The 17,046-nt window shown below is 67.6% G+C and carries 18 protein-coding genes and 1 pseudogene; 15 read left to right on the top strand and 4 right to left on the bottom strand.

Annotated features, from left to right (window positions below; genetic code table 11):
* Positions 1–41 precede the first annotated feature (41 nt).
* Positions 42–788 carry a FadR/GntR family transcriptional regulator gene (locus tag DQ384_RS28145; protein ID WP_245966838.1) on the top strand — a complete coding sequence of 249 codons (747 nt, stop codon included), beginning with the start codon at positions 42–44 and terminating at the stop codon, positions 786–788.
* Here DQ384_RS28145 and DQ384_RS44280 read toward each other — a convergent pair.
* From DQ384_RS44280 to DQ384_RS28130, 3 genes are all read right to left on the bottom strand, one after another.
* Positions 686–1,069 (bottom strand): L-rhamnose mutarotase, encoded by a 384-nt coding sequence (locus DQ384_RS44280; protein ID WP_220183177.1) that lies wholly within the window; start codon positions 1,067–1,069, stop codon positions 686–688. The genes DQ384_RS28145 and DQ384_RS44280 overlap by 103 nt on opposite strands.
* Positions 1,066–2,307, bottom strand: coding sequence for a mandelate racemase/muconate lactonizing enzyme family protein (locus DQ384_RS28135; protein ID WP_220183176.1), 1,242 nt, complete (start codon positions 2,305–2,307; stop codon positions 1,066–1,068). The genes DQ384_RS44280 and DQ384_RS28135 overlap by 4 nt, the downstream gene beginning before the upstream one ends.
* A gap of 221 nt (positions 2,308–2,528) precedes the next feature.
* Positions 2,529–2,717, bottom strand: a complete 189-nt coding sequence (locus DQ384_RS28130) for a hypothetical protein (protein ID WP_114031902.1) — start codon at positions 2,715–2,717, stop codon at positions 2,529–2,531.
* A 340-nt stretch (positions 2,718–3,057) separates the two neighbouring features.
* Here DQ384_RS28130 and DQ384_RS28125 point away from each other — a divergent pair, with 340 nt between their 5' ends.
* The 5 genes from DQ384_RS28125 to DQ384_RS28105 all read left to right on the top strand — a co-directional run bounded on the left by DQ384_RS28125 (position 3,058) and on the right by DQ384_RS28105 (position 9,273).
* The gene (locus tag DQ384_RS28125) at positions 3,058–4,548 is read left to right on the top strand and encodes a sugar ABC transporter ATP-binding protein (protein ID WP_181871469.1); all 1,491 of its coding nucleotides are present in this window, start codon (positions 3,058–3,060) and stop codon (positions 4,546–4,548) included.
* 62 nt (positions 4,549–4,610) lie between these two features.
* Entirely contained in the window at positions 4,611–5,552 is a 942-nt protein-coding gene (locus DQ384_RS28120; protein ID WP_181871468.1) for an ABC transporter permease, read from the top strand.
* Between the two features lie 59 nt (positions 5,553–5,611).
* Entirely contained in the window at positions 5,612–6,586 is a 975-nt protein-coding gene (locus DQ384_RS28115; protein WP_181871467.1) for a sugar ABC transporter substrate-binding protein, read from the top strand.
* Positions 6,587–6,707: 121 nt separating this feature from the next.
* Positions 6,708–7,616 carry an ABC transporter permease gene (locus DQ384_RS28110; RefSeq protein WP_147268925.1) on the top strand — a complete coding sequence of 303 codons (909 nt, stop codon included), beginning with the start codon at positions 6,708–6,710 and terminating at the stop codon, positions 7,614–7,616.
* A 253-nt stretch (positions 7,617–7,869) separates the two neighbouring features.
* A complete protein-coding gene (locus DQ384_RS28105; protein ID WP_181871466.1) occupies positions 7,870–9,273 on the top strand; it encodes a ricin-type beta-trefoil lectin domain protein in 1,404 nt (467 codons plus the stop codon).
* A 55-nt stretch (positions 9,274–9,328) separates the two neighbouring features.
* Here DQ384_RS28105 and DQ384_RS28100 read toward each other — a convergent pair whose 3' ends face one another.
* The gene (locus tag DQ384_RS28100; protein WP_114031896.1) at positions 9,329–10,165 is read right to left on the bottom strand and encodes a fumarylacetoacetate hydrolase family protein; all 837 of its coding nucleotides are present in this window, start codon (positions 10,163–10,165) and stop codon (positions 9,329–9,331) included.
* 269 nt (positions 10,166–10,434) lie between these two features.
* On the opposite strand from DQ384_RS28100, the gene DQ384_RS28095 reads away from it, so the two are divergent.
* From DQ384_RS28095 to DQ384_RS28060, 9 genes and pseudogenes are all read left to right on the top strand, one after another.
* Complete coding sequence (locus tag DQ384_RS28095; protein WP_220183175.1) at positions 10,435–11,964, top strand: UxaA family hydrolase; 1,530 nt, start codon at positions 10,435–10,437, stop codon at positions 11,962–11,964.
* The gene (locus tag DQ384_RS28090; RefSeq protein WP_114031895.1) at positions 11,961–12,848 is read left to right on the top strand and encodes an SMP-30/gluconolactonase/LRE family protein; all 888 of its coding nucleotides are present in this window, start codon (positions 11,961–11,963) and stop codon (positions 12,846–12,848) included. The genes DQ384_RS28095 and DQ384_RS28090 overlap by 4 nt, the downstream gene beginning before the upstream one ends.
* Positions 12,845–13,606 carry an SDR family NAD(P)-dependent oxidoreductase gene (locus DQ384_RS28085; protein WP_114031894.1) on the top strand — a complete coding sequence of 254 codons (762 nt, stop codon included), beginning with the start codon at positions 12,845–12,847 and terminating at the stop codon, positions 13,604–13,606. The genes DQ384_RS28090 and DQ384_RS28085 overlap by 4 nt, the downstream gene beginning before the upstream one ends.
* Complete coding sequence (locus DQ384_RS28080; RefSeq protein ID WP_114031893.1) at positions 13,603–14,355, top strand: SDR family NAD(P)-dependent oxidoreductase; 753 nt, start codon at positions 13,603–13,605, stop codon at positions 14,353–14,355. Before DQ384_RS28085 ends, DQ384_RS28080 begins: the two co-directional genes overlap by 4 nt.
* On the top strand, positions 14,352–14,723 hold the full coding sequence (locus tag DQ384_RS44275; RefSeq protein ID WP_181871465.1) for an FAD-linked oxidase C-terminal domain-containing protein: 372 nt from the start codon (positions 14,352–14,354) through the stop codon (positions 14,721–14,723). The genes DQ384_RS28080 and DQ384_RS44275 overlap by 4 nt, the downstream gene beginning before the upstream one ends.
* Positions 14,720–14,923: a hypothetical protein gene (locus tag DQ384_RS41610; protein WP_181871464.1), complete on the top strand. Its 204-nt coding sequence runs from the start codon at positions 14,720–14,722 to the stop codon at positions 14,921–14,923. Before DQ384_RS44275 ends, DQ384_RS41610 begins: the two co-directional genes overlap by 4 nt.
* Complete coding sequence (locus DQ384_RS28070; protein WP_114031892.1) at positions 14,920–15,930, top strand: LysR family transcriptional regulator; 1,011 nt, start codon at positions 14,920–14,922, stop codon at positions 15,928–15,930. The genes DQ384_RS41610 and DQ384_RS28070 overlap by 4 nt, the downstream gene beginning before the upstream one ends.
* A gap of 13 nt (positions 15,931–15,943) precedes the next feature.
* A pseudogene (locus DQ384_RS44270) lies at positions 15,944–16,135 on the top strand (hypothetical protein); the annotation flags it as partial.
* 623 nt (positions 16,136–16,758) lie between these two features.
* The coding region (locus DQ384_RS28060; protein ID WP_245966837.1) for an endo-1,4-beta-xylanase at positions 16,759–17,046 on the top strand (288 nt) is incomplete at its 3' end.

The raw sequence follows: 17,046 nt of genomic DNA, 5'->3' as shown, positions 1-17,046 counted from the left end.
CGTCATCCGGAGGGGACATGACGGCATCACAGCATGCAGGGGTGACTGCTACCACTCCCCCGGCCTGGGCGCGACGACCGGCCAATCTCGCCAAGGCGGTCACGGTCGAGCTGGTGGAGCGGATCGTCCGCGGAGTTCACGCGCCCGGGACGGCGTTGCCCCGTGAGGCCGACCTGTGCGAGACCTTCTCGGTGAGCCGGACCGTCATCCGTGAAGCGGTGAAGATCCTCCAGGAAAAGGGCCTGGTACAGGTCCGCCAAGGCTTCGGCACCATCATCACCCCGCCCACAAGCTGGGACATGCTCGACGAGCTCGTCCTCGCCGCGACCATCGCCGAAGACGAGACCTTGGCGATCCTCGACGACCTCGTCGTCACCCGGCGTCTGCTGGAGTCCGACATGGCGAACGTCGCCGCGCGCCTGGCGGACCAGGAGACCGTCGATCGGCTGCGCGCGCTGGTCGATCGCATGGACGAACTCGTGGAAGACCCCGTCACGTACGCCGAACATGATCGCGCCTTCCACGACACGATCATGCGGACATCCAGGAACCGCATCGCCCGCGGTGTCGTCCGGTCACTGGAGAGCCAGGCCATCAACACCGCCCGTTACATGGGCCGCACGGAGCGGGCGTTGTGCGTGGCGTCCAATCAGGGCCACCGGCGCGTCTACGAACGCATCGCGGCTCAAGACCCCGCGGGCGCCGCCGAGGCGATGTTCACACATATCACCGAGGCCTGGCTCGTCCGCCGCACCGGACTGAGCGACCCCGTACGTTTGCAGCGGTAGCCAGGGCCTTCGCCACGGCCGCCCAGAACACCCGAGCGCCACGTCGGCCGGACGGCGCGGGCCGGCTCGGCCGCCGCCGGCCACGACCACGGGTCGGTCACCCTGTTCCAGATATGACGTGCGGGTCGAGGGACGCGGCTCACGACAGATGCCAGATCTCGTCGATCGGCTGCCTCGACCTGCGGCCAGACGTTGCGATGCAGCTCAAGGTACTCCTCCCGGCGCTCCGGCCGGACGCCGACGACGAGGGCGTGACGCTCGATGCGGTGCCGCGCGCTCACGACCCCACCCGCTCCACCGCGGGGCCGCCGATCGGCTCCTCCTGGCGGGAGTCGGGGACGATACGCAGACCCGCCCGGTCGGGACGGACATGGGGCCCGGAGATCACGGCCGGCGGGCCAGCGGCTCGCACGGCCTTGATCCGGTCCTCGTCGACCCGGATGCCGAGGCCCGGCTCCTCACCGAGGACGATCCCTCCGTCCGCGAACTCCTGGTCGACCTCGATCCCGACCGGAGACGAGAGGTCCTGGACCTCGCAGGTCAGGTGGTTGGGCACCGCCACGGCGGCGTGCGCCAGCGGGTTGGCGTGGTAGGCCACCGGGCTCACAGGGAGGTCGCGGCCGTGAGCCACCGCGGCCACTCGCAGGAAGTGCGTGATGCCCCACACGTTGCCCACCTGGACGATGTCGATCGCGTCGGCGTCCAGGAGCGGCCGGTACTGCTCAAGGCCGGTGAGATTCTCGCCGGTCGCGACGGCGGCGCGGACGCCCCGCCGGACCGAGGCCAGTCCGGCCGCGTCCCACCTTCGCACCGGCTCCTCGATCCAGGTGAGGTCGACCGTGCGCTCCAGCGCCGTGACGAACCGCACGGCCTGCGAGCGGTTCCACGACTCGTTGGCGTCGAACATGAGGGCAGGGTGCGCCGAGTTGCGCCCGAGGACGTCCCGCAACGCCTCCAGCCGGCGCAGGTCGTGCCCGAGGTTCCGGCCGCCCTTGAGCTTTCCGGCGCTGAAGCCTCGGTCCGCGAAGCGCTCGTACAGGTTCGCCAAGGCGTCGTCGTCGAGTGCGATGTCCAGCCCGGAGGCGTAGCCGGGGACGAACCGGTCCAGGCCGCCGAGGGTGCGCCAGAGCGGTTCGCCGGCCGCCTTCGCCTTGAGGTCCCAGAGCGCCATGTCGATCGCGCCGATCGCGCCGAACGTCGCGCCCGAGTGGCCGGTCTTGAAGACCCGCGCCAGCATCCGGTCGTAGAGCGCCGAGACGGCCCGCGGGTCCTCACCCTCGACGGCGCCGAAGACGCGGTCGATGTCGCCGTGCGGGCCCACCCCGACCCCCTCAAGACCGCTGTCGGTCTCGACGATGAGCACGTGCACCTCGGTACGCGAGTCCGGCATGACCCCGTTGGCGTCGCCGATAGGTCGCCCCCAGTCGTGCTCCGTCGTCAGGCTGCGGTAGCCGGTGACCTTCAAACTCGCTCCTTTGGCGGTGTTCGGCGTCGAGAAGTAGATGTACGTGAGGTACACGCCGAAGGAGTGTCCCTGTCTGGACGGTCATGTTGACGAGCTGTTCATCGCGTCGAAATATAAGACCATACGTATTATGTTTGCAAGGTTCCCGCAGGGGCCGCCGCGGGTCGCTCATACTCCTTGACCGCAGGCGGAGAACCTGGCCGATGCATTCGTTGAAATTTTCATGACCCGGGATCGGTCCGGATGGTCCTGAACTTCCAGGTCAGCGGGACCGATCACGACACGCGGGGGTCAGGGCACCGGAACCGGTTGTCGACGTGCTTCTCCCCCGACGGCTGGATCCGGTCCACGAGCGCGCTCGGGCCGCGGTGGGAGTGGAACCACGACCCCGACGACACCAGGTGGTCGGCACCCGAGCCCGCGAGCGCGTCGGTCTCCGGCGGCCGGATCTGGCTGCGGGTCAACGCCGACGTCCGGCAGCGGCGCAACGGGGACTGCCGCGGTGACGCGACCGCGAGTTCCCCGGCATCGAGCGCAACGCCGACTACCGCGAACGCCGCCGGCCATGGGCATCGAGCACCCGGCGGGCGGCGCGGGCCAGGGAGCGGCTGATTCGCTTACCGGATCGTTGCCTGCTGAAACATGCGCTTCACAGCCTCGACCTCGGGCCTTAACGTTCTACAGCATTCCCGCAGGCGAATACACCGCTCGGGAACGTCGCAAGGCTCATTGCCAGATGAATGGCGTTTCGGACTTATGGGAGGACCTCATGCCTGTGGCTGTGAACCAAGCGTGGTGAGTCCGGTGGCCGCGATCACGGTGAGCAGGCTGTCGAAGTCGTTCGGCGGTGTCGTCGCGGTGGATGACGTCTCGTTCACGGTCTCGAATGGCGAGGTCGTTGCTTTGGCCGGGGAGAACGGTGCCGGCAAGTCCACCATCAAGAACATCATCGGCGGAACTCTGCGGCCCGACTCCGGGCACGTCGGTATCGGCGGCGAGGGCGCCCATGCGGGAGCCGGCGCGAGGCACTCGGGCGTGGCCACGGTGCACCAGGAGACCAGCCTATTTCCCGACCTGACGGTCGCCGAGAACATTTTCATCGGCCATCTCAGGTCCTCCCGGGCGATGACGGTCCGGCCCGCGGCCCTGCGGCGCGCCACCGCCCCCATCCTTCAGCGAGTCGGGGCCGGTTTCGGTCCCGACGCCGTCGTGCGTGAACTCTCCGCCGGGCAGCGTCAACTGGTAGAGATCGCCAAGGCCCTGGCGGCCGAACCCCGCGCCATCGTGTTCGACGAGCCGACCGCCTCGCTCAATCTCGCCGAACGCGAGCTGATCATGCGGATCGTCGAGCAACTGAGCAGCGACGGGGTGGCGGTCCTCTACATCACCCATTATCTCGAGGAGATCTTCAGACTCAGTCGGCGAGTCGTGGTCATGCGCGACGGGCGACTCGTGGCCGACCGACCGACCGGCGAGCTCGACCGCCCCACCCTCGAGTCGCTCATGGTGGGACGCGAACTCGCCCAGGGATACCCGGAGCTTCCGGAACCGCAGCCCGAGATCGCGCTGTCCGTACGTGACCTGAGCGACGACTCCCGGGTCGAAGGAATCTCGTTCGACATCGCCCGGGGCGAGATCTTCGGCCTGGCCGGACTGATGGGCTCGGGCCGTACCGAGGTCGCCCGGGCGATCTTCGGACTCGCGGGCCGGGCCGGGCAGATCGAGGTGGCCGGACGGCCGCTGCGGCGCGGAGACGTTCGCGCATCCATCGGTGCCGGAATCGCATTCGTCACCGAGGACCGGCGGCACGAGGGACTGTTCCTCGAGCGGCCGATCCGCGAAAGCCTCTCCATCGTCGACCTCGACTCGGTCTGCCGTTTGCGGCCGTTCGGATGGCTCGACAATACGGCTGAGCGCCACCTCACCCGAGAACTCGCGACGACCGTGGGCCTGACCGCGCGCGGCGGGTTGGACGCGGGCGGCGGTTCGCTGAGCGGCGGCAATCAGCAGAAGGTGGTCCTCGCCAAGTGGCTGAGCAGACGACCCCAACTGATCATTCTGGACGAGCCGACACGCGGTATCGACGTGGGGGCCAAAGCTGAGATCTACCGGCATCTGGCCGACTTCGCGCGAGCCGGCTCGGCGATCCTGCTCATCAGCTCCGAGATGGAGGAAGTGCTCGGGCTGAGTCATCGCGTCGGTGTCATGCACGATGGCCGGTTGGTCGGCATTCTCGACCGGTCGCAGGCGACCCAGGAGGCCGTCATCCGGCTCGCCACTGGGGGTGCCCGATGAAATCTGCCTACAAATGGTCTGTTCTCGCTCTGCGACGGCAGCCACTTCTGCCGGTGTGGGTGGTGCTGCTCCTCACTCTCTCCGGTCTCTACAGCGGTTTCGGCACGACGGCGAACTTTCGCAATATCGCCATCCAGGCAAGCCCGCTGATCATCGCCGCGGTCGGCGCGACATTCGTGATCATGACTGCGGGAATCGACCTATCCGTCGGCTCGACTCTGTTCCTGGCAGCCGCGATCGAGTCCAGCCAGGCGCTCATCTCAGCGCCGACCGGTGTGGTGTTCCTTGCCATCGCCGCGGCGGGACTGCTCATGGGCCTGCTCAACGGGGTCGCGGTCGCGATGACCCGGGTCCCCGCCCTGATCGTGACCCTCGCCTCGATGCAGGTCTTCCGAGGTGCCGGCGGTCATATCACCGGCCAGCAGAACATCGATCTGCCCGCGCACCTGCGGGGTATCGGCACAGGGAGCCTCCTCGGCGTCCCCGCTCCGGTTCTGCTCGCCGCGGCGACGGCCATCGGCGGGGGCATGCTGTTCAGCCGGACCGTGTTCGGCAGATACACCCAGGCCGTGGGGTCCAACCGCGCCGCCGCCCTCAACGGGGGGCTCCCCGTCAGGACGGTGACGGCCGGTGCGTACGCGCTCGCGGGCCTGCTGGCCGCTGTCGCCTCACTTACTCAGACCGCACGTCTGGGCGCCGTCCAGCCCTCCATCGGCGACGGCTACGAGCTGACGGTGATCACGGCGGTGGTCCTCGGCGGCACCAGCCTGTTCGGGGGGCGGGGAAGCATCACCGGCCCCGTCCTCGGCGCTCTCGTCCTCACCACCGCGCAGACGGGGCTGGTCTTCTCCGGAGCCTCGCCCTATGTCTTCGACATCGTCCGCGGCGGCGTCCTTCTCACCGCGGTCATCGCCGCCGGAATGCGGTGGCGGAACCTGGCTCAGACCTTGCGGCTGCCTGGCCGTTCATCGTCCGGCGGGGGCCGGATGATTTCCAGCGCATGAATCGTGCGTCATGAAATGAAAGGTAACCCCCAATGAAAGCCTTCCCGATCATTCGATCCATGGCAGCGCTCACGGCGTCGTGTCTCGTACTCGCCGCCTGCGGTTCGAGCGCGAAGCAGTCCGAAGCGGGCGCGTCCGCCAAGAAGGTCACGATCGGTGTGAGCTTCGATCTGCTCAACGCGATCCGGCAGGCAGAGAAGGCGGCGATCGAGAAGGCGGCCAAGGCGGCCGGATACGACGTCATCTTCGCCGTCGCCGACAAGGACCCGCAGAAGCAGTCCTCGCAGATCCAGGACCTGATCCAGACGCGCAAGGTCAGTGCGGTGATCGTGATCGCCCAGGACGGCCAGCAGATCGCCTCCTCCATCAGCCTGGCCAAGGCCAAGAACGTCCCGTTCGTCGCCATCGACCGGGCGGTCGCCGACCAGCAGAACGTCACGTTCCAGATCACCGGCGACCCTTCGGCCGACGGCCGGCTTTCGGCGACCGAGTTCGCCAATGCGGCCAAGACCAAACCGTTGAAGGTACTGGAGCTGGTGGGCGCGCTCACCGACCAGAACGCGATCGGCCGCAGGGACGGATTCAACGCCGCTCTCAAGGGCGACCCGAACGTCACCGTCGTCAGCCAGGTCCCCACCAACTGGGATCCGGCCCAGGCCCTGGACGGGACGTCCAACGCGCTCCAGAAGAACCCCGACATCAACGCGATCTTCGTTCCCTCGGACTTCCTGCTGCCGTCGGTGCAGTCCGCGCTGACCTCGGCCAACCGGCTGGCCCCGGTCGGAGATCCCAAGCACGTGTTCCTGGTGACCATCGACGGTGACCAGAACGGATGCAAGGCCATGCGGGACAAGACCCTCGACGCCGACATCGCCACCCCCGTCGACGACTTCGGGCGGCAGGCCATCACGGCGATCACCACCGCACTGGGCGGGAAGGCCGTCGACCCCAGAACCGTCCAGACGGAGGGGCTGACCCTCAACCAGGCCGGCTTCGCCAAGACCAGCCCACAGGTGTGGGGCTGTGTTGCCTGAACCAGTCCGCGGGGAGGGAACCGCCGACGTGCCCTCCACCGTGCCTGCGACCTACTCCACGAAGCGGACGTCGTGGCTGCGTGATCCGGCCCGGCGTCCCGGGTGGTTCGCCGATCTTTCGATGCTGCCCGCGCTGGTCGTCCTCATCGCGGTGCTGAGCCTGCTCACCGATGGATTGCTGACGCCTTCGAACATCACCAACGTGTTCAGCCAGTCCGCCGTGGTCGCGATCGCGGCGATCGGCGCGACCTTCGTCATCCTGACCGGCGGCATCGACCTGTCCACCGGAGGCGTGATCGGCGCCAGCGGGGTCGCGGGCGCCTGGATCATCACCAGCACCGGTAACGTCCCGGCGGGTGTCGCGGCAGGACTGCTCACCGGAACCGCGATAGGTCTTGTGGTCGGAGCCGTCGTGGCGAGGATGCCTGTCGTCCCGTTCGCCGTGACCCTTGCCGCGCTCTATGTCGTGAGCGGGGGGACCACGCTCCTCAGCCATGGCAAGACGATCGCCCCGGTCCCCTCCGGGTTCATCGGCTTCAGTATCGATGGGCCTGGCGGGGTTCCGTACTCCGTGTGGCTGGCCGTCGTGCTGTACGCCATCGCGCAACTCGTCCTGACGCGCACCGCGTGGGGAAGGCGTGTCCTGCACGTTGGAGCAAATGTCGAGGTCGCTCGCATCAGCGGCGTCAGCGTCACCCATGTCAAGACGAGTGTCTACGCCGTCGCGGGCCTGTTTTCCGCGATCGCCGGCATCGTTCTGACCTCCGGGCTCGCCGGAGCAGGCGCCGGCATGGGGAGCCCGCTGCTGCTGAACATCGTGGGCGCCGTCGTCCTGGGCGGCACCGGCTTGACCGGGGGACGGGGCAGCCTGCTGCGTACCGGCATCGGCGTGCTCTTCCTCGGATTTCTCTCCAACGGTATGAGCCTGCTCGGCCTGGCCTCTTTCGACCAGCAGATCGTCACCGGCGTCATCATCTTCATCGCCGCGTCCGCCGATGGACTCCACCGTCGGCTGAGGCGCGGACCCTGAAACTCAATGACATTCGCGGCACAGATCGGCGAGTTCCGAAAAACGCTATCGACGCCTCAAGGAAGCGTGGATACGTTCATTTCAAACTTGTTAACGCGCGCTAGTGGCCAATCGAACTCCATCCGCCATTTTCGCGCGCCGAGCGGAAAGGAATTCCATGCCGCGCCCCCATCCCATCCCATCCGTTCCTGCCCGAACCCGCCTCGGCCGCCGCACGTCGGCCTGGGTGCTGGCCGCACTGATGACGTTGGTCATGACACCGCTCCTGGCCATGTCCGGCGCATCAGCGGCCGCCGCGGACCCCGCCCTCGACCCCAGCCAGTTCCAGGGCGTGCACTGGTCCCGCCTCGGCGACAACTTCAGCTCTGACCGGCTCGTCCTGCAGGGGCTGTCCGCGAACGACGACTACAACGCCGCCAGAAGCAAGGCCGACGCCGTGTTCGCCACGTTCCAGAGCGACCTGGGCGCCAACACCGTCCGGCTGCCGATCAACCCCGCCACCACGGCCTGGAACACCTACAACGGCGTCATCGACGCCGCGACGGCCAGGGGCTTCAAGGTCATCCTGTCCTACTGGGTGGAAGACGGTAGCAACAAGGTCGTCGACAGCTACCTGCCCACCTGGAACCAGATGTGGGACACCCTCACCGCCAGGTACGTGAACAACCCCCAGATCTATTTCGACCCGATAAACGAGCCTATCGGATTCACCACCCCCCAGTGGCTGAACTTCGCCGCCAATTGGATAGCCCGCGTGAGTTCTGCCGGCTTTCCCAGGTACCGGATGCTCATTGAGGGCGCCCAACTCGATGGCGGCGGCTGGGGAAGCGACCTGCGGCCCCTCTGTAACGACCCCCGCTTCAACGGTGTCTATCTCGCCATGCACCGCTATGCCTTTCCATACGCTGCGCGGACCTACGACCAGTGGGTCAGCGACATCACGACCCTCATGGGCAACTGCGCCTCACGCACCGTCATAGAGGAGTTCGGCGCGGACGCCGACAACGGCATCAACTACAACGCCACCCCCAGCGGCTCGACCCCCAAGGAGGTCGCGTTCCTGCGCGCCATCACCGATGTCATCCACGACTACCACCTGGGTGCGATCTGGTGCCACGGCCTCGGCGGCAGGACCACGAGCCCGGACCACGACTCGCTCAACATCCTGAGGCTCTACAGCGGGTTCTACGGCGGCACCACCAACCTGCCGCTGTGGACGCCGAACCCCACGGCCGTCGACCGCCTCAAGTACGCCTGGGGCAGATCCGTCTCGGGCACGAGCCAGCTGCGAAACGTCTTCTATAACAAGTGCCTCGACATACCCGGCATCTCACACAACAACGGTGTCCAGCTCCAGGTCTGGGACTGCTGGAACGGCGACAACCAGCGATGGACCAGGCAGTCCAACGGCACGATCACCGTCTACAACGGCACGAAATGCCTGGACGCCTTCGGATTCGGCAAGACCAACGGCACCCGGGTCGTCATCCATGACTGCTTGGGCAACGCCAACCAGAAGTGGCTCTTCTTCTCCGATGGGACGATCCGCGGAGTCGACTCCAAGCTCTGCCTGGACGCCGACCTGTACAACGCCCAGAACGTCCAACTGTGGTCATGCGGGAACGGCAACAACCAGAAATGGCAGCAGATCCTCTGACGGGGACGCACGAAGGCCGGTCTCGGAATGAAGACCGCGACCGGCCCCCTCAGGTTCAGGGTGTGGCCCGGAGATTCTGGCGTTGGCGTCCCAGGTGGTCGATCTCCAGCTCGACCACGTCGCCGGCGCGCAGGTAGGGCCGGCCTGGGCTGCCGAGGGCGACACCCGCGGGCGTGCCGGTGTTGATGACGTCACCGGGGTTGAGGACCATGAACTGGCTGACGTACCAGATCAGGTGGGCCACGTCGAAGATCATGTCCGCGGTGGTGCCGTTCTGGCGCAGGTGTCCGTTGACCCACAGCCGCAGGTTCAGCTTCTGCGGGTCGGGGACCTCGTCAGCGGTGAGGATCCACGGTCCGAGGGGGTTGAAGGTCTCGCAGTTCTTGCCCTTGTCCCACTGGCCGCCTCGTTCCAGCTGGAATTCGCGTTCGCTGACATCGTTGCTGATCGTGTACCCGGCGACACAGGCCAGGGCGTCGTCGGGGCTGGTCAGGTAGCGCGCCCTCGTCCCGATGATCACGGCGAGCTCCACCTCCCAGTCGGTCTTGCGTGACGCGCGCGGGATCAGCACGTCATCCTGCGGGCCGACGACGGTGTCGGGGGCCTTGAGGAAGATGATCGGCTCGGGTGGTGGGGCGGCCCCGGTCTCCTCGGCGTGATCGCTGTAGTTCAGCCCGATGCAGATGATCTTTCCGATACCGGTGAGGGGCGGTCCGAACCGCTCCAGGCGGGTGACGACCGGCAACGCCTCAAGGCCGAGCTCGGGTTCCGATCGCGACAGCAGGTCCGGCGTCACGTCCGGAGCGATCGGTGTGAGGTCGCGCCAGAGTCCGTCGGCACCGCTCACGATCGGGTATTCGTGGCCGGGCTCACCGTGCCGTGCGAATTTCATGTTCCTGCCTCTCCCGGACCCTGCTTGGATTGTTTCGACACACTAACCTCAGGTATTCGGATCATGGAGACCGTTATCCGAATGGGCGTCATTCGGATTCCGGCTCTGGCCTGTGACTATTCGTGGGACGGATGACGTCGTTCTGTTACTCGCGCTTCATCTGACGTTGCCCCGGGAACTAGGGTGACTTGCGTGACACCCTCTGAATCTGGACTTGAACGATTTCAAGATTACTGGTTCGGCATGTTCGCGCATTGGCTGGATCTTGGATGACCGCACCGATGCCGGCCGATGTCGCCGTCCCTTTGGTTCCGCTGGAGGGCGTGGACGACGTAGGGCTTGCCCGCGAGCACCTCGGCCGCGGGACGCTCGTGCAGGTGGTCGACGGCGTCGTCGCCGCGATCGATGACATCCCGGAGGGCCACAAGGTTGCCGTGCGCGCCGTCGCCAAGGGGGCGGCCGTTCGCAAGTACGGCGAGGTCATCGGCGTCGCGCTGCAGGACATCCTGCCCGGCGCCCACGTTCACATGCACAACCTCGGGGTCGGGCCGCAGAGCGTCGGCCTCGGGACGGTCCCCTCCACGCCATCGCTGTGGTCTCCGCCGGCCGTCCCGACGCGCGACCATTTCCTCGGCTATCGCAGACCCGACGGCCGGGCCGCGACCCGTAACTACCTTGCCGTGCTTCCGACGGTGAACTGCTCCTCGACGGTGGCCCGGATGGTCGCACAGGCCGCGAACGCCCAGGTCAGGGTGCCTGGTTTGGATGGGGTCATCGCTCTCACCCACGAATTGGGCTGCGGTATGGCCGAGGGCACCGCCGGCGATGACATCCTGCGCCGCACCCTGCGCGGGTATGCCAGGCACGCGAACATCGCCGGAGTGGTGATGGTCAGTCTGGGCTGCGAGATCAACCAGCCGGAGAACATCTTCGGCGACAGCCTGGCCGTCGAGACCCTCTCCATCCAGGACCTGGGTGGTACGGCCGCCACCGTCAACGCCGCCTTGGACTCCATCGCGGCGATGGCGTCGCAGCTCGCCGGCCTGCGGCGTGAGCCCATTCCGGTCGACGAGCTGATACTGGGGTTGCAGTGCGGCGGCAGCGACGCCTACTCGGGTCTGACGGCCAATCCGACACTGGGCGTGGCGGCCGATCTGCTGGTGGCCGCCGGTGGCCGGGTCATCCTCGGTGAGACTCCCGAGATCTACGGTGCGGAGCACATGCTGCGCAAGCGGGCCGAGGCGCCCGCGGTCGCCCACCGGATCGACGAGCTGATCGCCTGGTGGCAGGCCTATACGGCGAGCAACGACGCGGAGCTGGACAACAACCCGTCCAAGGGCAACCGGGACGGTGGCATCTCGACGATCTGGGAGAAGTCGCTGGGTGCGGTCCTGAAGGGCGGTACGAGCCCGCTCAACGACGTGGTCGCTTACGCCGCCCCGGTCACCGCCCCAGGGCTGACCTTCATGGACACCCCCGGTTACGACCCGGTCTCGGCGACCGGTATGGTCGCCGGCGGGGCCAACCTGCTGGCGTTCACGACCGGCCGAGGGTCGGTCTTCGGGTCGCGCCCGACCCCCTGCCTCAAGATCAGCACGACGACCCGGCTGTACGAGCACATGCGCGCCGACATGGACTTCGACGCGGGCCCGGCGATGTCGCGGGAAGACCAGATCCGCTATGGAACCCTGCTGTTCGAGGCCCTGGTGGACATGGCATCGGGTACGCCGAGCAAGTCCGAGGCGCTCGGGTTCGGCACCGAGGAGATCGTGCCGTGGCGGATGGGAGCCGTTGTATGACCTCAGTTTTCTGGGACGGCCGGGCCACCCTGGGTGAGGGGCCGCTGTGGGACGCGCGGATCGACACCCTGTACTGGGTGGACATCGTCGCGGGAACCGTTTTCACCCAGGCCGCCGACGCCGGGCGTCCGGCACAGATCAATGTCGAGACCCAGGTCGGTTGCCTCGGCCTCACGGATGATCCGCATGTGCTCGTCGCCGGTATGCGTTCCGGCTGGCATCTCCTGGACGTCCGTACCGGCGACCGTACATTCCTGGCCGACCCCGAGGCGGACCGCCCGGCCTGCCGGTTCAACGACGGGTCGGTCGACCCTGCCGGGCGGTTCTGGACCGGCTCGCTTGAGGACGGCGAGACGCGGCCCGAGGGCCGGCTCTACCGGTTGGACGGCGACGGCGCCTACACCGTCATCGATGAGGGGTTCTACTGCTCCAACGGCATCGACTGGTCGCCGGACGGGCGGTGGACATACTTCGTCGACTCCCGCAACGACGTGATCTACCGGTACGCCTTCGACGTCGAGTCAGGGGAGGCGACGGCTCGTCGGGTCTTCGCGGACACCTCGTCGCTCCGCGGTATCCCCGATGGGCTTCGGGTCGACGCCGCGGGTGACGTCTGGTGCGCCTTCTGGGACGGAGCCCACGTGACCCGTTTCACCCCCGATGGCGTCGTGGCCGAGCAGGTGCGGGTTCCGGTCATCCGTCCGACGAGCATCGCTTTCGGCGGACCGCAGCTCCAGACGATGTACATCACCTCGGCGTCCATTGGCCTCAGCTCCTCCCAACTGGACATGTGGCCGCTGTCAGGGGCGGTACTGCGGCGCGAGGCCGACACCCCGGGGCGGCCGTCGACCCCCTTCCGCCTTGCACGAGAGGTCATCGCATGAGATTCAGCGAGAAGGTCGCCATCGTCACCGGCGCCGACTCCGGCATCGGCCGGGCGACGGCGGTCCGGTTTCTGCGCGAGGGAGCCACGGTGGTGGCGGTCGATCTGAAGCACACCACGCCGTGGCCCGACCACGTAGAGGGGCGCCTTCGCCTGCTCGACCTGGACGTCGCGGACCTGGATGCGGCGCGGTCACTGGAGGAGTACCTGCGCGGGGAGTTCCAGCAGGTCGACGTGCTGGCCAACGTCGCCGGAATCCTGCATATCGCCCCCTTCCTTCAGGTCTCACGGGCCGATTGGGATCGCGTCATCGCGGTGAACCTGACAGGGGTCTTCTTCTTGAGCCAGGCCGTCGCTCGCATCATGGTCGAGCACGGCACGCCCGGCCGCATCGTCAACGTCTCCTCGGTCCACGCCGTGGTCTCCGAGCCGAACGCCGCGCCCTACACGGCGACCAAGGGCGGGCTCGAGGCGATGACCCGCACGATGGCATCGGAGTTGGCTCCCTCCGGCATCACGGTGAACTGCGTACGCCCGGGCGCCACCCGGACCAAGATGAGCGAGCCCATTTACACCCCCGAGATCGTCAGCTCTCTGACGGCGAAGATCCCGCTGGGGAAGATCGCGCCGCCCGAGTGGGTGGCCTCCGCCATCGCCTACCTCGCGTCCGCGGAGGCGTGCTACACCACGGGCGCCTGCTTGGACGTCGACGGCGGATACGCCATGGACGGTTCGCTGCCTGGAACGGTGTACTCATGAGCACCGTCGCCGTGGTGACGGGCGCGGCTTCCGGTATCGGCCGCGCCACCGCTCTGCGCCTGGCCCGCGACGGCTACGAGGTCGCGATGATGGATCTCGACGTGTCCGGTCTCGCCGAGACGGGCACCCTGATCCAGCAGACCGGTGGCCTGGCGCACCCTTTCACCGTCGACCTGTGCGACCCGCTGGCCGTGGGGTCGGTGGCCCGGGAGATCGCCGTCACCGTCGGCGCCCCGGAAGTGCTGGTGAACGTGGCCGGGATCGGCCTGGCCGCGACCGTACTGGAGACGAGTGACGCGGATTGGAACCGCGTCATGGCGGTGAACCTCACCGGACCGTTCCTCACCATCCGGGCCACCCTGCCGCTGATGCTCGACCGCGGCAGCGGCGTGATCATCAACATCGCCTCCGTGGGCGGTCAGGTCGGGCTGGCTCGCCGGGCGGCGTACTGCGCGTCCAAGGCCGGGCTGGTCGGCCTCACCCGAGCGGTCGCCGTCGACCACGCACGCGAAGGAATCCGCTGCGTGGCGATCTGCCCCGGAACCGTGGAGACCGAGTGGATCGGGAAGATCCTCGCGAACGCGCCGGATCCGGTAGCGGCCCGCGCCGCGATGGCGGCGCGGCAACTGGACGGGCGCATGGGCTCACCGGACGAGATCGCGGCCATGGTCGCCTTCCTCGCGGGGCCCGAGGGCCGGTTCGTCAACGGGGCCGCACTCGTCCTCGACGGAGGGATGACGGCGGCATGAGGACTCCGGCCGTCGCCGATGCCCGAGCGATCTCCGCCGACCTGCGCAGGATCGTCGGTGCGTCGAACAGCAGCCCGGATGAGGTGGCCCGGACCGTACGGGAGATGGCCGAGCTCATGCCAGAGCACGGTGCCACCTCAGTGCAGGTCGCCGCAGCGGCCGCCGAGTCGGAAGCACTGCCGGCAGCGCGGCGCTGCGCGCTGCCGGCACTGGCCCGGCTGGGCGGCGCGACCATGCTGGAGGACGTCGGCGTGCCACGCTCACGCCTACCTGAACTGGTTCGCCGCGTCGACAGACCGCCCTGCCGGCCCGGATCAGCAGGCTTTCGACCCGGCGGGCATCCTCAACCCCGGGAAACTCATTCATGACGAACGTCTTTGACCCCGACGAGCTGGGCACCGCGAAGATGGCGGAACCGGCCGAACTTAATCTAGATTTCCTGGTTGTGGTGAACCCAGGCTGCCAGCGTCAGCTGATCAAAGCGGTGCGCCGCGCTCGGCTGCGAACGCGGGTGCTCCACCTGGCCGAGCTCGTCGCCATGGCTCAAGCGGGAACGGCGGACGGATGAACGGCTCGCCGTCCTCTTCGAACGATCACCCCGCCGACGAGATCGTCGACCTCGCCCCACGCGATCCGCGGGACGCCATGTCGCTGCAGACCGCCTGGTTGCGCAGTTTCCTCGCGGTGGCGGACAAAGGCGGATTCGGCGCCGCCACCCTCGGCCTGCATCTGTCGCAGTCGCGAGTCAGCGCCCACATCGCAGCCCTGGAACATGCCCTCGGAGTGACCCTCTTCGATCGCAAGGCACGCCCCATCTGCACGACCGAGGCGGGTGAGCTGTTCCGCGGACACGCCCTGAACGCCCTCCTCGAGCTCCAACGCGGCATCGAGGCCGCCCGCAGCACGCTCGACAACTTCGTCGCGCACGTCAAGATCGGCAGCTACCCGAGCGTCAGCTCGACGTACCTTCCCTCGGTGTTACGGGAGTTGACGTCGAAATACCCGGGCATCACCATCGAGCTCCACGAGGGAACCGCCTCGACACTGGAGGAAATGGTCGTCAGCGGGGCCGTCGACCTCGCGTTCCGGCCGCTGCTCCCGAAGATGCACGAGACCACGCTCTGCCATCGAACCATCTGGCGCGAGGACATCGTCGCCGTGATGCGCGAGCAGGACCCCCTCACCCAGAGGACCTCGGTCAGCGTCGACGACATCCTGCAGCGGCCACTGATCGGCAATCCGGCCGGCAGCGAGGACGACGGCGGCGGATTCGACCTGCGCAACACCCTCGGCGACGAGGCTGGACGAGCCGACATCGCCTACCTCACCGACCAGCCGGCGACCCTGGTCGCACTGGTCCGCTCCGCCTTCGGCATCGGCGTCATCAACCGCCTCGCCCTGGAGACCACCAGCACCGAAGGCCTCGCGATCCGCACCATAGACTCCCCCACCGCCCGCCGAGAAGTCGCCCTCTTCTGGACCAGACGCCGCTCAGACGCCGCAGTAGTCAAAGCGTTCCTGGACGCCCAGGAACGGGCCCAACTACCCCCCGGCGTACAAGCCATCCCAAACTAATCGCCACTCACTAGCGGCTCTGCGCCTCGGCAAACTTCCCACGCCCGAGGACTTCGCCAACCTGGAAGGCCTCGGCGTGCAGGGCATCGTCGACGGTCACGCCGTGCTCGTCGGCCGGCCCAAGCTCCTGGCCGAGTGCTCGCAGCACCTCGCGCGCGACCTGGACAGGGCCTTGCACGCCGCGCAGGCCGCCGGCCGGACAGCCGGACGGCAGATAGGTGGTATCTGTCCGGGGCGCACGGCGTCCGCCCGTCGCGGACAGGGCCGCGAGGCGTCGTTAACGTTCACATTTCGTCTTACCGGTGAAGTCCCCTCTCCGTCGATCGGTTGGAGGCGGCGTGGGCGGAGCTAATACGAGGCGGACCGCCCCTGTCAAGGTCCGCGGCGTGCCCGTACCGACCGCGCGGGGACCGTGGGGGGCTTATCTGGCGTCATCGAGATGGCCCGCCTCATCTCCAGGGTCTGGTGATGAAACTTTCAATCATGGTCACTGTCGCGCACCGGGCGGCGAAAGTTTCAGCCCAACCCACCTGGCACTTCGAGCCGATGTCACGCACGTGCGACGCCAGGAGTACCGAAAATTTCTGACATGCTTGACAAGTTTCAGAGAGGTTTCCACACTGAGTCTCCCAGGAGATCTTCCCCTGCGCGGCGGCGGTGCAAAGGCAGGGGTCGCCGTTCGCGACGCCCTGGTGGTGTGCGTCCCCTCGTCGGGAAGCACGGCGTCGCTTTCGCGAGCGCCCCGCATCTCCCCATTTCCCGTGATTTCACTATGGAGGCTCAGTCATGAACTCGAACGCCATACCTCCGCCTACCAGGCGGCCGTCCTTGAGCGGCCTACGTCGGCCCCTTGTCGCCGGCATCCTCTGCACACTCGGCGTACTCGGCTCGATCACGGCGCTGTCGGTACCCGACGCGGCCGACGCCGCGGCGAGCACGCTCGGCGCGGCGGCCGCGCAGAGCGGGCGGTACTTCGGCACCGCGATCAACGCCGGCAAGCTCGGCGACTCGGCGTACACCACGATCGCCGGCCGCGAGTTCGACATGGTGACGGCCGAGAACGAGATGAAGATCGACGCCACCGAGCCCAACCGGGGCCAGTTCAACTTCACCAAC

It is taken from the genome of Sphaerisporangium album (assembly GCF_003323745.1).
Taxonomy (GTDB): Bacteria; Actinomycetota; Actinomycetes; order Streptosporangiales; family Streptosporangiaceae; genus Sphaerisporangium; species Sphaerisporangium album.
This window is presented reverse-complemented; position numbering and strand designations above follow the sequence as displayed.